The sequence below is a fragment of the Enterobacter asburiae genome (assembly GCA_011754535.1).
Taxonomy (GTDB): domain Bacteria; phylum Pseudomonadota; class Gammaproteobacteria; order Enterobacterales; family Enterobacteriaceae; genus Enterobacter; species Enterobacter cloacae_N.
The window spans coordinates 4,795,101-4,810,114 of sequence record JAAQVN010000001.1; the positions used below are offsets into that span (position 1 = coordinate 4,795,101).

Genomic DNA, 15,014 nt, shown 5'->3' on the forward strand with positions numbered 1-15,014 from the left:
TTCAGGTTCGATACAGGAAAAGATTTTGCGATCGTGAGGATCGCTCGCAAAACTCAAACTGTGGATAAGTTTGTGAATATTTTCACTTCAAATGAAAAACAGGTGCTAAATGCAGGTATTCGTTGAGAATAAATCATTACATATCAGTTTGTTAAACACTAACACTGTATGATAATAGCCTGATGATGACAATTTAGTCTATGTGGATATAAGTCCTGAATAGCGCACAGTATTAGAGAAATCTTCTGCGTCAGGGGAAAAGCCGTCAATTGAAGACATGAAAGCGCCATTATTTTGTCATTTTTCTGATAAAATCAGCGCCCAGCGCCGAATTATCGGCCGCTTCACTACAGCTAACCACCTGAAAAAGCTCATCATGTCGAAATTGCTCGCTGCAATAACATTACCGCTAAGCATCATTTTAACTATTCTGGTGACGATTGCCTGTTCTGTGCCGATCATTATCGCCGGGATCGTTAAACTGCTGCTGCCTGTGCCTGCGGTGTGGCGATCCGTCTCTGCGTTTTGTAATTTCATGATGTATTGCTGGTGTGAAGGACTGGCGATCCTGCTGTGCCTGAACCCGCATCTGAAGTGGGATATCGAAGGGCTGGAGAGCCTGAACAAAAAGAACTGGTACCTGCTGATTTGCAATCACCACAGCTGGGCAGACATCGTGGTGTTATGCGTGCTTTTCCGCAAACATATCCCGATGAACAAATACTTCCTGAAGCAGCAGCTCGCCTGGGTGCCTTTTATCGGGCTGGCCTGCTGGGCCCTCGATATGCCGTTTATGAAACGCTATTCGCGCAGCTATTTGATTCGTCATCCGGAGCGTCGCGGTAAGGATGTGGAGACCACGCGCCGTTCCTGTGAAAAGTTTCGCGCGCATCCAACAACCATCGTGAACTTTGTTGAAGGCTCCCGGTTTACGGAAGAGAAGCGTCAACAAACTCGCTCTCCTTATCGGCATTTGCTCCCGCCAAAGGCGGCGGGTATTGCGATGGCGCTTAACGTGCTGGGTGCACAGTTCGATAAACTTCTGAACGTTACGCTCTGCTATCCGGAAAATGACAGGACGCCGTTCTTCGATATGCTCAGCGGCAAGCTGACGCGCATTGTTGTTCGGGTGAATTTAGTGCCGATCGATGTCGAGCTACACGGTGACTACGTTAACGATAAGAATTTCAAACGTGGTTTCCAGCAGTGGCTTAATACGCTCTGGAAAGAGAAAGACCAACAGATAGACAGCATTAAATCCTCATACAAAAACGCCGGTCAGTGACCGGCGTTTTCATATCAACGAAATTACTTCTTCTCAACCAGGTATTTCACGGTATCGGCATACTGCTGTACAAAGATATCCATGCTGCTGGTGTCCATGCCCTGCATGTTCAGCTGATATTTGCCGTTAACAAACATCGCCGGAACGCCCTGAAGCTGCAGGTCCGCGGCCGCTTTTTCCTGCTGAGCCACCAGAGATTTCACCACAAAGCTGTTCCACGCGGCGTCGTACTCTTCACCTTTCACGCCGGCATCAACGAACACTTTACGGATATCCGCAGTGGTCTGAACGGTCTGAGTTTTCTGTACGGCTTCGAACATTGGAGCAGTGATTTTATCTTCCACGCCCAGCGCCATCGCAACCGCCCACGCCTGAGTCAGGTCTTTACCCAACGGGCCCAGGAACTCAACGTGGTACTTGGTCATTTTGGTGCCTTCCGGCAGCTTTTTCTTCACGTTGTCAGAAACATGCAGCACCTCTTCGAATTGATAGCAGTGCGGGCAGTAGAACGAGAAGAATTCCAGAACCTGTGGCTCGCCAGCTACCGGCTTTTCCAGCGTGATGAACTGTTTACCGTCGGTAAACTGCGCAGCAGAAGCGCTAAATGCCAGAATCATACCTGCCAGCGCCAGCCAAATTTTTTTCATGATTAACTCTCTCCTGGGTGTGTCCAATTAATACATCGGCGTTAATTGCAGAGGGGGTTCCTGAAGAACCTTAACCTGCTGAGTGAATGTAGATATCTGGCTGCGCCAGTAATCTTCTCCGGTAAGCCACGGGAAATTACGGGGAAATGCGGGATCGTCCCAACGCCTGATTAACCATGCGAGATAATAAACAAAACGCATAGAACGTAAAGGCTCAATCAGGGCAATTTCGTCTGAATTAAACGGGCTAAATTCTTCATAGGCTTCAATAATCGTTTCAAGCTGCATGCGCTGCTCGGCTTTGTCGCCATTGAGCAGCATCCACAGATCCTGAACCGCTGGTCCCATGCGCGCATCGTCGAGATCGACAAACAGCGGGCCATCGCGCCAGAGGATATTTCCGGCGTGACAATCGCCATGCAGGCGCAGAACGGAAATATCATCACGCCAGCAGGCTTTCACCGCAGCAATAAGCTTATCGGTGGCGTTGAGGAAATTATCCTTTAGCGCAGTGGGGATCAGCGCAGACGTTTCAAATACCTGACGTGGTTCGGTGAGATATTCCTGAACTCCGAGCGTTGGTCGGGCAGTGAACGCTGTTTTACGTCCCGTCTGATGAATGCGTCCCAGATAGCGAGCAACCCACTCCATCTGATCGATATTATCCGCTTCAAACTGGCGGCCACCCAGACTGGGGAATACGGCGTAGTAAAACCCTTCATGCGTGTGCAGCGTTTGGTTATTGAACTTTATCGGCGCGGCAACAGGGACGTCATCACCCAGCAGATCGTGAGCAAATTGGTGCTCTTCCTGAATTTGCTGTGCAGACCAACGTTCAGGGCGATAGAACTTTACGACGAAGCGCTGACGATCCTCGTCCTGAAATTGATAGACGCGGTTTTCGTAGCTATTTAACGGGGTTAGCCCTGAATCCACATGAATACCCTGTTCAAACAGGGCATCCATAATGGTATCCGGGTGTAGTGTCTGGAAAGTAAAAGCCTGGTCGTTCATCCGATCATCCGGAAATTATACGAATGATTCAGGATATCATCTTGTGGCGATTTCGGTGGCTCCGCTTACAAGCTTTTACTCTTTAATTACGCCTCGGGCGCGCAGCAGCGCAGTTTTAAAATCTTCCTCATAATCCTTCTGAATACCAGGAATAACAGCATCTTTGGCCGAGTCGCGCATTTTGAGGTGGTAGATCAGGATGTCGTCAGAAAGGTCTGCCAGATCGCCGTCAAAACCTGACTCTTTCGCCAGTTTTTGTAAGAATTGCATCAGATTCAGCTCTGGCTCTTTTTGCCAGGCTGGCTGGAGGAGTTCAATGACTTCATTCAGACGTTTACATTTCATGGTGGTGCTCCTTTCATTTAGAGTGACACGTTAGCAGGGTCAATCCCACAATAAAAGAGGCGATATTAGTGAATGAGAGCCAGAAAATCATCGGTGTCGTTCTGGCCGGTGGCAGAGCGACGCGAATGGGCGGAGAAGATAAGGGGTTACAGCGCCTGAATGGCAAGCCCTTATGGCAGCACGTCGCTGATACGCTTGTCAATCAGGTATCGGCCATGGCGCTCAGCGCTAATCGCCATATTGATATTTACCAACGCAGCGGGTTTCCCGTTTATCAGGATAATCTCGCAGATTATCCGGGACCACTGGCCGGCATGCTTTCGGTGATGCAGCAGTCGCAGGGCGAGTGGTTTCTCTTTTGTTCGTGTGATACGCCATTTATACCCACTTGCCTGGTAGAGCGAATGGTGCAACAGCGAGGTGAATCGCCCGTGGTTTGGGTGCATGACGGCGAGCGCGACCATCCAACTATCGCGCTCGTTAACAGATCGTTGATTCCGGACATGAGCGGCTATCTGGCTGCCGGTGAACGAAGAGTTATGGTGTTTATGCGCAAGGTTGGCGGACATGCTGTTGATTTTAGCGACATGAAAACATGCTTCGTGAATGTGAACACGACAGGAGATTTACAGGCCATGCAGGAGAAGAGATGACACCTGTTTTAGCAATCTCCGCCTGGAGCGGTACGGGAAAAACTACGCTGCTGAAAAAACTGATACCCGCGCTGTGCGCCCGCGGCATCCGTCCAGGCTTGATTAAACACACGCACCATAATATGGATGTCGATAAGCCGGGTAAAGATAGCTATGAACTGCGTAAAGCGGGTGCGGCGCAAACGATGGTGGCAAGCAACCAGCGCTGGGCGTTGATGACAGAAACGCCGGATGAGGCACCGCTGGATCTTGCGTATCTGGTCAGCCGGATGGATCATTCCACGCTGGATCTGGTGCTGGTTGAGGGATTTAAGCATGAGGCCGTACCTAAGATCCTGCTGTTCAGAAGCGATGCCGGGCATGATTTCAGCGAGTTAACGCTGGATGAGCATGTGATTGCAGTGGCCAGTGATATTGTATTGCCGCTTGAAGTTCCGTTACTGAATTTGAATGATGTGGATGGGATTGCAGAGTTTGTTGTGAAGTGGAGTGCGGTCTGACTTGCCGGGTGGAGGCTTCGCCTTACCCGGCCTACGTTTGTTGTAGTTCATAAACGCAAAAAGGCCATCCTTGCGGATGGCCTCTTCACTTAATTGATGCCTGGCAGTTCCCTACTCTCACATGGGGAGACCCCACACTACCATCGGCGCTACGGCGTTTCACTTCTGAGTTCGGCATGGGGTCAGGTGGGACCACCGCGCTAAAGCCGCCAGGCAAATTCTGTTAATCTGTATCAGGCTGAATATTGATTGTTTGTCTCTTCCGCCAAAACACCTTCGGCGTTGTAAGGTTAAGCCTCACGGTTCATTAGTATCGGTTAGCTCAACGCATCGCTGCGCTTACACACCCGACCTATCAACGTCGTCGTCTTCAACGTTCCTTCAGGAGACTTAAAGTCTCAGGGAGAACTCATCTCGGGGCAAGTTTCGTGCTTAGATGCTTTCAGCACTTATCTCTTCCGCATTTAGCTACCGGGCAGTGCCATTGGCATGACAACCCGAACACCAGTGATGCGTCCACTCCGGTCCTCTCGTACTAGGAGCAGCCCCCCTCAATTCTCCAGCGCCCACGGCAGATAGGGACCGAACTGTCTCACGACGTTCTAAACCCAGCTCGCGTACCACTTTAAATGGCGAACAGCCATACCCTTGGGACCTACTTCAGCCCCAGGATGTGATGAGCCGACATCGAGGTGCCAAACACCGCCGTCGATATGAACTCTTGGGCGGTATCAGCCTGTTATCCCCGGAGTACCTTTTATCCGTTGAGCGATGGCCCTTCCATTCAGAACCACCGGATCACTATGACCTGCTTTCGCACCTGCTCGAGCCGTCACTCTCGCAGTCAAGCTAGCTTATGCCATTGCACTAACCTCCTGATGTCCGACCAGGATTAGCTAACCTTCGTGCTCCTCCGTTACTCTTTGGGAGGAGACCGCCCCAGTCAAACTACCCACCAGACACTGTCCGCAACCCGGATTACGGGTCCACGTTAGAACACCAGCCATTAAAGGGTGGTATTTCAAGGACGGCTCCACGCAGACTGGCGTCCACGCTTCAAAGCCTCCCACCTATCCTACACATCAAGGACCAGTGTTCAGTGTCAAGCTATAGTAAAGGTTCACGGGGTCTTTCCGTCTTGCCGCGGGTACACTGCATCTTCACAGCGAGTTCAATTTCACTGAGTCTCGGGTGGAGACAGCCTGGCCATCATTACGCCATTCGTGCAGGTCGGAACTTACCCGACAAGGAATTTCGCTACCTTAGGACCGTTATAGTTACGGCCGCCGTTTACCGGGGCTTCGATCAAGAGCTTCGCGTTGCCGCTAACCCCATCAATTAACCTTCCGGCACCGGGCAGGCGTCACACCGTATACGTCCACTTTCGTGTTTGCACAGTGCTGTGTTTTTAATAAACAGTTGCAGCCAGCTGGTATCTTCGACTGATTTCAGCTCCACCCGCAGGGGCTTCACCTACATATCAGCGTGCCTTCTCCCGAAGTTACGGCACCATTTTGCCTAGTTCCTTCACCCGAGTTCTCTCAAGCGCCTTGGTATTCTCTACCTGACCACCTGTGTCGGTTTGGGGTACGATTTCGTGTTACCTGATGCTTAGAGGCTTTTCCTGGAAGCAGGGCATTTATCACTTCAGCACCGTAGTGCCTCGTCATCACGCCTCAGTGTTAAAGTGAACCGGATTTGCCTGGAACACACACCTACACGCTTAAACCGGGACAACCGTCGCCCGGCTGACATAGCCTTCTCCGTCCCCCCTTCGCAGTAACACCAAGTACAGGAATATTAACCTGTTTCCCATCGACTACGCCTTTCGGCCTCGCCTTAGGGGTCGACTCACCCTGCCCCGATTAACGTTGGACAGGAACCCTTGGTCTTCCGGCGAGCGGGCTTTTCACCCGCTTTATCGTTACTTATGTCAGCATTCGCACTTCTGATACCTCCAGCAGCCCTCACAGGCCACCTTCGACGGCTTACAGAACGCTCCCCTACCCAACAACACATAGTGTCGCTGCCGCAGCTTCGGTGCATGGTTTAGCCCCGTTACATCTTCCGCGCAGGCCGACTCGACCAGTGAGCTATTACGCTTTCTTTAAATGATGGCTGCTTCTAAGCCAACATCCTGGCTGTCTGTGCCTTCCCACATCGTTTCCCACTTAACCATGACTTTGGGACCTTAGCTGGCGGTCTGGGTTGTTTCCCTCTTCACGACGGACGTTAGCACCCGCCGTGTGTCTCCCGTGATAACATTCTTCGGTATTCGTAGTTTGCATCGGGTTGGTAAGCCGGGATGGCCCCCTAGCCGAAACAGTGCTCTACCCCCGAAGATGAGTTCACGAGGCGCTACCTAAATAGCTTTCGGGGAGAACCAGCTATCTCCCGGTTTGATTGGCCTTTCACCCCCAGCCACAGGTCATCCGCTAATTTTTCAACATTAGTCGGTTCGGTCCTCCAGTTAGTGTTACCCAACCTTCAACCTGCCCATGGCTAGATCACCGGGTTTCGGGTCTATACCCTGCAACTTAACGCCCAGTTAAGACTCGGTTTCCCTTCGGCTCCCCTATACGGTTAACCTTGCTACAGAATATAAGTCGCTGACCCATTATACAAAAGGTACGCAGTCACACCACGAAGGTGCTCCCACTGCTTGTACGTACACGGTTTCAGGTTCTTTTTCACTCCCCTCGCCGGGGTTCTTTTCGCCTTTCCCTCACGGTACTGGTTCACTATCGGTCAGTCAGGAGTATTTAGCCTTGGAGGATGGTCCCCCCATATTCAGACAGGATACCACGTGTCCCGCCCTACTCTTCGAGTTCACAGCCTGTGCATTTTCGTGTACGGGAGTATCACCCTGTACCCTGCGACTTTCCAGACGCTTCCACTAACACACAAGCTGATTCAGACTCCGGGCTGCTCCCCGTTCGCTCGCCGCTACTGGGGGAATCTCGGTTGATTTCTTTTCCTCGGGGTACTTAGATGTTTCAGTTCCCCCGGTTCGCCTCGTTAACCTATGTATTCAGTTAACGATAGTGTGACGAATCACACTGGGTTTCCCCATTCGGACATCGCCGGGTCAAAGGTTCATATCACCTCGCCGGCGCTTTTCGCAGATTAGCACGTCCTTCATCGCCTCTGACTGCCAGGGCATCCACCGTGTACGCTTAGTCGCTTAACCTCACAACCCGAAGATGTTTCTTTCGATTCATCATCAAATTGCGAAAATTTGAGAGACTCGGACACACATTAACTGTGTGTCGTTTCAATTTTCAGCTTGATCCAGATTTTTAAAGAGCAAATATCTCAAACATGACTCGTAAGTCAGTTTTGAGATATGACGGCAGGTGACTTTCACTCACGAACCAGCAAGTGGCGTCCCCTAGGGGATTCGAACCCCTGTTACCGCCGTGAAAGGGCGGTGTCCTGGGCCTCTAGACGAAGGGGACACTGAAGTCTCAATCGCAAGACGCCTTGCTGCTTACTTTTCATCAGACAATCTGTGTGAGCACTGCAAAGGCAGGTTCTTTAAGGTAAGGAGGTGATCCAACCGCAGGTTCCCCTACGGTTACCTTGTTACGACTTCACCCCAGTCATGAATCACAAAGTGGTAAGCGCCCTCCCGAAGGTTAAGCTACCTACTTCTTTTGCAACCCACTCCCATGGTGTGACGGGCGGTGTGTACAAGGCCCGGGAACGTATTCACCGTGGCATTCTGATCCACGATTACTAGCGATTCCGACTTCATGGAGTCGAGTTGCAGACTCCAATCCGGACTACGACGCACTTTATGAGGTCCGCTTGCTCTCGCGAGGTCGCTTCTCTTTGTATGCGCCATTGTAGCACGTGTGTAGCCCTACTCGTAAGGGCCATGATGACTTGACGTCATCCCCACCTTCCTCCAGTTTATCACTGGCAGTCTCCTTTGAGTTCCCGGCCGGACCGCTGGCAACAAAGGATAAGGGTTGCGCTCGTTGCGGGACTTAACCCAACATTTCACAACACGAGCTGACGACAGCCATGCAGCACCTGTCTCAGAGTTCCCGAAGGCACCAAAGCATCTCTGCTAAGTTCTCTGGATGTCAAGAGTAGGTAAGGTTCTTCGCGTTGCATCGAATTAAACCACATGCTCCACCGCTTGTGCGGGCCCCCGTCAATTCATTTGAGTTTTAACCTTGCGGCCGTACTCCCCAGGCGGTCGACTTAACGCGTTAGCTCCGGAAGCCACGCCTCAAGGGCACAACCTCCAAGTCGACATCGTTTACGGCGTGGACTACCAGGGTATCTAATCCTGTTTGCTCCCCACGCTTTCGCACCTGAGCGTCAGTCTTTGTCCAGGGGGCCGCCTTCGCCACCGGTATTCCTCCAGATCTCTACGCATTTCACCGCTACACCTGGAATTCTACCCCCCTCTACAAGACTCTAGCCTGCCAGTTTCGAATGCAGTTCCCAGGTTGAGCCCGGGGATTTCACATCCGACTTGACAGACCGCCTGCGTGCGCTTTACGCCCAGTAATTCCGATTAACGCTTGCACCCTCCGTATTACCGCGGCTGCTGGCACGGAGTTAGCCGGTGCTTCTTCTGCGGGTAACGTCAATCGACAAGGTTATTAACCTTATCGCCTTCCTCCCCGCTGAAAGTACTTTACAACCCGAAGGCCTTCTTCATACACGCGGCATGGCTGCATCAGGCTTGCGCCCATTGTGCAATATTCCCCACTGCTGCCTCCCGTAGGAGTCTGGACCGTGTCTCAGTTCCAGTGTGGCTGGTCATCCTCTCAGACCAGCTAGGGATCGTCGCCTAGGTGAGCCGTTACCCCACCTACTAGCTAATCCCATCTGGGCACATCTGATGGCAAGAGGCCCGAAGGTCCCCCTCTTTGGTCTTGCGACGTTATGCGGTATTAGCTACCGTTTCCAGTAGTTATCCCCCTCCATCAGGCAGTTTCCCAGACATTACTCACCCGTCCGCCACTCGTCACCCGAGAGCAAGCTCTCTGTGCTACCGTTCGACTTGCATGTGTTAGGCCTGCCGCCAGCGTTCAATCTGAGCCATGATCAAACTCTTCAATTTAAGTTTGATGCTCGTGAATTAAACTTCGTAATGAATTACGCATGTTCACTCAGAGACTTGGTATTCATTTTTCGTCTTGCGACGTTAAGAATCCATGTCACTTTGAGTGCCCACACAGATTGTCTGATAAATTGTTAAAGAGCAGTGCCGCTTCGTTTTCGCTGCGGCGCGGGGTGTGCATATTACGCTTTCCCGCTTCAGAGTCAAGCGTTTGTTTTGCTTTTCTCTGCTGGCCCGGCGGCGTGTGTGCCGTTGTTCCGTGTCAGTGGAGGCGCATTATAGGGAGTTATTCTTAAGTGACAAGAGGAAACTTAAAAAAAGTTTCTGTCCGCGTTTTTTTTCACCAATAGCGGTGAAATCAAGCTACAAATTGTTCTATTTGATGTATCTGCAACCACAATCACATTCGAGGTGGCATAATTATCAGCATGAAACATTAAGGAATAAAAGCGATGCCATTAAGCGCACAACAGCTGGCCGCCCAAAAAAATCTGTCCTATGTGCTGGCAGAAAAGCTGGCGCAGCGGATTTTAGCGGGTAAATATGCCCCGGGCAGCATCTTGCCGGGTGAAATGGAGCTGGGTGAGCAGTTCGGGGTGAGCCGTACTGCCGTTCGCGAAGCGGTGAAAACGCTGACGGCAAAAGGCATGGTGCTTCCACGCCCTCGTATTGGCACGCGCGTGATGCCACAGAGTAACTGGAATTTTCTCGATCAGGAGCTGCTCTCCTGGTGGATGACTGAAGATAACTTTAATCAGGTTGTCGATCACTTTCTGGTGATGCGCAGCAGTCTGGAACCCCAGGCATGTCTGCTTGCCGCCTCGCTCGGAACGGCAGAGCAGAAAGCGCAGCTTAACGCACTGATGGAAGAGATGGTGTTCCTGAAAAAACACTTCAACCGGGAACGCTGGGTTGAGGTCGATATGGCCTGGCATGAACACATCTATATGATGAGCGCCAATCCGTTCCTGACCTCCTTTGCCTCGTTATTCCATTCGGTGTACCACACCTACTTTACCTCTATTACACAAGACGAAGTGGTAAAGCTGGATTTGCATCAGGCGATAGTGGATGCCATTCAGGAGAGCGACGGGCAGCGAGCCCTGACTGCATGCCAGGCATTGCTGACCGCGCCAACCCACCAGCAGGTAAATAAATGACAGAGAAAAAAGCACGCAGCATGGCCGGATTGCCGTGGATTGCAGCCATGGCGTTCTTTATGCAGGCACTGGATGCCACCATCCTCAATACGGCGCTTCCCGCTATCGCGCAAAGCCTTAACCGCTCACCACTGGCAATGCAGTCCGCCATCATCAGCTATACCCTGACGGTTGCGATGTTGATCCCGGTTAGCGGCTGGCTGGCCGATCGCTTCGGCACCCGCAGAGTTTTCATGCTGGCCGTAACGCTATTTACGCTCGGTTCGCTGGCCTGCGCGCTTTCAACATCCTTAACGGAGCTGGTTATCTTCCGCGTGCTGCAGGGAATTGGCGGCGCGATGATGATGCCGGTGGCGCGCCTTGCCTTGCTGCGTGCCTATCCACGCAGCGAACTGCTTCCCGTACTCAACTTCGTCACCATGCCGGGGCTGGTCGGCCCAATACTAGGCCCGGTTCTCGGCGGGGTACTGGTTACCTGGGCAAGCTGGCACTGGATTTTCCTGATTAATATTCCGATTGGCGTGGCAGGGCTGATCTATGCCCGCAAATATATGCCGAACTTCACCACGCCAAGGCGCAGCTTCGATATGGGCGGCTTTTTCCTGTTTGGCCTGAGCCTGGTGCTGTTCTCCAGTGGGATGGAGCTCATTGGCGAGAAGATCGTTGAAACGTGGCTGGCACTCGCCGTCATCCTCAGCGGTATTCTGCTGTTCCTTCTTTATATACGTCATGCGCGTCGTCATCCGACACCGCTTATCTCTTTATCTCTCTTTAACACCCGAACCTTTTCCGTCGGGATCGCGGGCAATATTGCCTCACGTCTGGGCACGGGCTGCGTACCGTTCCTGATGCCATTGATGCTGCAGGTAGGTTTCGGCTACCCGGCGCTGATTGCCGGCTGCATGATGGCGCCCACGGCAATGGGTTCCATTCTGGCGAAATCAACGGTCACTCAGGTACTGCGCTGGTTTGGCTATCGTAAGACGCTGGTTGGCGTGACGGTCTTTATCGGTCTGATGATTGCGCAATTCTCGCTACAATCCGCCGCGTTACCGGTCTGGATGCTGATCCTGCCGCTGTTTGTGCTGGGGATGGCGATGTCAACGCAGTTCACATCGATGAATACCATTACCCTTGCGGACCTGACCGACGAGAACGCCAGCAGCGGCAACAGCGTGCTGGCGGTGACCCAACAGCTGTCGATCAGCCTCGGGGTAGCCGTGAGTGCGGCGGTACTGCGGTTCTACGAAGGGTTTGACGGTACCAATACCGTTGAGCAGTTCCACTATACCTTTATCACCATGGGCGTGCTGACGGTGGTGTCGGCGCTGGTCTTTATGCTGTTAAAACCGAAAGACGGCCGCAACCTGATCAAAGAGCGACACAAAGCAAAGGCTAAACCGAACCCCGTTCCATCAGAACAGGAGTAAGCTGCAGACGTTGCTGCTGCAGCGTGGGCTGCGCCATTCGGTGAATCAACACATCAATGGCCAGCTCACCCAGTTCATCTTTAGGCTGATGAATGGTGGTCAGCGGCGGCGTCATGTAGCGCGCCAGTTCGATATCATCGTAGCCCACTATCGCCATATCGTCCGGCACGCGCAGTCCCGCCTGATACAGCGCCTGATAGGCACCAAACGCCATTGCATCGTTACCGATAAACACCGCCTGCGGGCGAGGATCCTGCGCCAGCAGCTTCTGCATAGCCTCGAAACCGCCGTTAAATTCAAAATCACCGGTGATTCGGTAGCCATCAGGAATGGCAAGCCCAGCTCTCTCCATTGCAGAGAGATACCCTTCCAGACGCAGGCGCGCCGGGGTTTTATCCAACGGGCCGGTAATGCAAGCAATGCGAGTATGACCTTTATCGATCAGATGCTGAGTCGCCATATCGCCGCCCAGCAGGGAGTTATCCTGAATCAAATCGCTGGTACCGTCGAAGGGGGCCCAGTCCATCATCACCGTGGGAATAGAGGGATAGCGCTGGATGATCTCTTTCGAGGGTTGATGCGTTTCGGTACAGAGCAGCAGCAGCCCGTCGACGCGTTTTTGCATCAGCGTTTCCAGGTTGCGGTTCATGCGCTGCTCGTCGCCTTCGGTATTGCACAGCACCAGGCTGTAGCCACGCTCAAAGCAGCTGCGTTCTACGCCACGAACAAGTTCAGAATAAAAAGGGTTGGTACTGGCGGTGATCAGCATACCGATGGTGCGTGTCTGGTTAAGCTTCAGACTGCGCGCCAGCGCCGACGGCGCATAGTTGAGATCTTTTACTGCGGCTTCGACTTTCTCACGAATCGCCTCGCTGACGAAGCGGTCGTTATTAATAACGTGAGAGACAGTCGAAGTAGAAACGCCCGCCATGCGGGCTACATCTTTCATCGTAGCCAAACGTTACCCCTGCTGACTTAAGAATTCATCGATCTCTTTGCGCCACGGAACGGAAGGCTGTGCGCCTTTGCGCGTCACCGCAATCGCGGCGGCGGCATGCGCAAAGCGGATGGCATCATCCATTACGTTTCCTTCCAGCAGCGCCGTCACCAGCGCACCGTTAAAGGTGTCTCCTGCGGCGATAGTATCAATGGCTTTGACCTTAAAGCCCGGCACGCGACGCCCTTCGCCGTTTACGCTTGCCCACACCCCACGGCTGCCAAGAGTAATGATAACGGTCCCGATGCCTTTTGCATGCAGCACTTTCGCCGCACGCGCGGCATCGTCGTCATTTTCAACGCGAATGCCCGTCAGCTTTTCGGCTTCGGTTTCGTTCGGCGTAATGATGTCCACCAGCGCCAGCAGCTCGTCTGATAATACACGGGCTGGGGCCGGGTTAAGTACGACAGTGGTATGATTTTCATGCGCAATTTTCGCCGCAGCCAGCACGCTTTCAACCGGTGATTCCAGCTGCATCAGCAGGGCTTCCGCTCCAGCGATGATTCCGCGTTGCGCTTCAACGCGTTCTGTCGTTAACGCAGCATTAGCCCCCGCATGAATACCGATGACATTCTCACCTTCCGCATTGACGAAAATCAGCGCCACGCCGGTAGATTCCCCTTCGACTACGCTCACTGGCGCAATATCAATGTTGTCGCTCGCCAGCTGTTTGCGTACGCGCTCACCGGTGTCGTCATCCCCCGTAAGGGCGATAAATGCGATATTCGCCCCACTTCGTCCGGCGGCGACGGCCTGGTTTGCGCCTTTACCACCAAAGGCCACCTGGTACTGGTTACCCGTGACGGTTTCGCCCGGCGTGGGGAAGGTTTCAAGGCTAAGAATGTGATCGGCATTGATACTGCCAAGGACGACGAGGTTGCCTGCGGTTTTCATGGTTGAGCTGTCCATCTGAGAGCGCCACCGGTGTTACCCGGTGGCGTATGCCACACTTTTCTTTTATTTGGTGTCCCTCAGGCAGCCAGCGACTGCCTGAATCGCCTTTTACTGCTTAATGACCAGCTTCAGGTCAACCGGATATTTGGCCTGAACTTTTTCGCCCTTCAGCACTTTATCGGCAGTTTGCACGCCAGTGGCGCCAATCTGCTCAGGCAGCTGAGCGATGGTCGCAGCCAGTTTGCCATCATTTACTGCTTTTTCACCATCCGGCGTGCCGTCAAATCCGACAACCATCACATCAGATTTACCTGCAGTCTGCAGGGCACGCAGCGCGCCCAGCGCCATTTCGTCGTTCTGGGCGAACACTGCCTGCACATCAGGATGCGCAGTCAGCAGGTTCTGCATGACGTTCAGACCTTTAGTACGGTCGAAGTCTGCCGGCTGGCTAGCCAGCACGTTGAATTTATGTGCTGCTACAGCCTGCTGGAAGCCTTCACCACGCTCGCGGGCAGCGGACGTACCGGCAATGCCCTGCAGTTCGATAACTTTCGCGCCATCACCGGCTTTCTTCGCAATGTAGTCACCGGCGATTTTACCGCCCAGCACGTTATCAGAAGCAATGTGGCTGACCACGTCGCCTTTCGTCGCCTGACGGTCCAGGGTAATGACCGGGATTTTTGCCTGGTTTGCCATCTTCACGGCGTTACCTACGGCATCAGAATCGGTTGGGTTGATCAGCAGAATCTTGGTACCACGAACGGTTAAGTCCTGAACGTTAGCCAGCTCTTTCGCCGGGTTGTTCTGAGAATCCAGCACCACCAGGTTGTAGCCCAGCTTGTCCGCTTCTTTCTGCGCTCCGTCCTTCAGGGAGACGAAGAACGGGTTGTTCAGCGTGGAGATAACCAGCGCGATGGTGTCTTTAGCCATGGCGTTAGCACTTACGGTTGCGCTCAGCGCGACAGCGGAAACCAGGGTAGCCAGTTTTTTCATGTTCATATCTAAG

11 protein-coding genes, 1 tRNA gene and 3 rRNA genes are annotated in these 15,014 nt (G+C 52.8%); 5 read left to right on the forward strand and 10 right to left on the reverse strand.

Going from position 1 to position 15,014, the window contains the following annotated elements; all coding sequences use genetic code 11:
- Nucleotides 1-376: 376 nt before the first annotated feature.
- Nucleotides 377-1,285, forward strand: coding sequence for an acyltransferase (locus HBM95_22670; GenBank protein ID NIH45701.1), 909 nt, complete (start codon nucleotides 377-379; stop codon nucleotides 1,283-1,285).
- 23 nt (nucleotides 1,286-1,308) lie between these two features.
- On the opposite strand, the gene dsbA is transcribed toward HBM95_22670, so the two are convergent.
- The 3 genes from dsbA to HBM95_22685 all read right to left on the reverse strand — a co-directional run bounded on the left by dsbA (nucleotide 1,309) and on the right by HBM95_22685 (nucleotide 3,291).
- Complete coding sequence (gene dsbA, locus HBM95_22675; protein NIH45702.1) at nucleotides 1,309-1,932, reverse strand: thiol:disulfide interchange protein DsbA; 624 nt, start codon at nucleotides 1,930-1,932, stop codon at nucleotides 1,309-1,311.
- Nucleotides 1,933-1,959: 27 nt separating this feature from the next.
- Nucleotides 1,960-2,946 carry a serine/threonine protein kinase gene (locus HBM95_22680; protein NIH45703.1) on the reverse strand — a complete coding sequence of 329 codons (987 nt, stop codon included), beginning with the start codon at nucleotides 2,944-2,946 and terminating at the stop codon, nucleotides 1,960-1,962.
- Nucleotides 2,947-3,021: 75 nt separating this feature from the next.
- Nucleotides 3,022-3,291 carry a YihD family protein gene (locus tag HBM95_22685; GenBank protein NIH45704.1) on the reverse strand — a complete coding sequence of 90 codons (270 nt, stop codon included), beginning with the start codon at nucleotides 3,289-3,291 and terminating at the stop codon, nucleotides 3,022-3,024.
- A gap of 68 nt (nucleotides 3,292-3,359) precedes the next feature.
- Between HBM95_22685 and mobA the strand changes: the two genes are divergently transcribed.
- Together mobA and mobB are read left to right on the forward strand one after the other, a co-directional pair.
- A complete protein-coding gene (gene mobA, locus HBM95_22690; protein NIH45705.1) occupies nucleotides 3,360-3,944 on the forward strand; it encodes a molybdenum cofactor guanylyltransferase MobA in 585 nt (194 codons plus the stop codon).
- The gene (gene mobB / locus HBM95_22695) at nucleotides 3,941-4,444 is read left to right on the forward strand and encodes a molybdopterin-guanine dinucleotide biosynthesis protein B (protein NIH45706.1); all 504 of its coding nucleotides are present in this window, start codon (nucleotides 3,941-3,943) and stop codon (nucleotides 4,442-4,444) included. The genes mobA and mobB overlap by 4 nt, the downstream gene beginning before the upstream one ends.
- A gap of 98 nt (nucleotides 4,445-4,542) precedes the next feature.
- On the opposite strand, the gene rrf is transcribed toward mobB, so the two are convergent.
- The 4 genes from rrf to HBM95_22715 form a co-directional block, all read right to left on the reverse strand.
- Nucleotides 4,543-4,658: ribosomal RNA gene (rrf, locus tag HBM95_22700) — 5S ribosomal RNA — on the reverse strand.
- Between the two features lie 54 nt (nucleotides 4,659-4,712).
- Nucleotides 4,713-7,643: ribosomal RNA gene (locus tag HBM95_22705) — 23S ribosomal RNA — on the reverse strand.
- Nucleotides 7,644-7,826: 183 nt separating this feature from the next.
- Nucleotides 7,827-7,902 (reverse strand) — tRNA-Glu (locus HBM95_22710).
- A 75-nt stretch (nucleotides 7,903-7,977) separates the two neighbouring features.
- Nucleotides 7,978-9,527: ribosomal RNA gene (locus HBM95_22715) — 16S ribosomal RNA — on the reverse strand.
- The 16S, 23S and 5S rRNA genes sit together here with 1 tRNA gene alongside, the layout of an rRNA operon.
- Before the next feature lie 452 nt (nucleotides 9,528-9,979).
- Here HBM95_22715 and HBM95_22720 point away from each other — a divergent pair.
- Nucleotides 9,980-10,687, forward strand: a complete 708-nt coding sequence (locus HBM95_22720; GenBank protein NIH45707.1) for a FadR family transcriptional regulator — start codon at nucleotides 9,980-9,982, stop codon at nucleotides 10,685-10,687.
- Complete coding sequence (gene mdtD, locus HBM95_22725; GenBank protein NIH45708.1) at nucleotides 10,684-12,117, forward strand: multidrug transporter subunit MdtD; 1,434 nt, start codon at nucleotides 10,684-10,686, stop codon at nucleotides 12,115-12,117. The genes HBM95_22720 and mdtD overlap by 4 nt, the downstream gene beginning before the upstream one ends.
- On the opposite strand, the gene rbsR is transcribed toward mdtD, so the two are convergent.
- From rbsR to rbsB, 3 genes are all read right to left on the reverse strand, one after another.
- Nucleotides 12,083-13,075, reverse strand: a complete 993-nt coding sequence (gene rbsR / locus HBM95_22730) for a ribose operon transcriptional repressor RbsR (protein ID NIH45709.1) — start codon at nucleotides 13,073-13,075, stop codon at nucleotides 12,083-12,085. The two genes, mdtD and rbsR, sit on opposite strands and share 35 nt — an antisense overlap.
- 3 nt (nucleotides 13,076-13,078) lie before the next feature.
- A complete protein-coding gene (gene rbsK / locus HBM95_22735) occupies nucleotides 13,079-14,008 on the reverse strand; it encodes a ribokinase (protein NIH45710.1) in 930 nt (309 codons plus the stop codon).
- Nucleotides 14,009-14,116: 108 nt separating this feature from the next.
- Nucleotides 14,117-15,007 carry a ribose ABC transporter substrate-binding protein RbsB gene (rbsB, locus tag HBM95_22740; GenBank protein NIH45711.1) on the reverse strand — a complete coding sequence of 297 codons (891 nt, stop codon included), beginning with the start codon at nucleotides 15,005-15,007 and terminating at the stop codon, nucleotides 14,117-14,119.
- Nucleotides 15,008-15,014 lie beyond the last annotated feature (7 nt).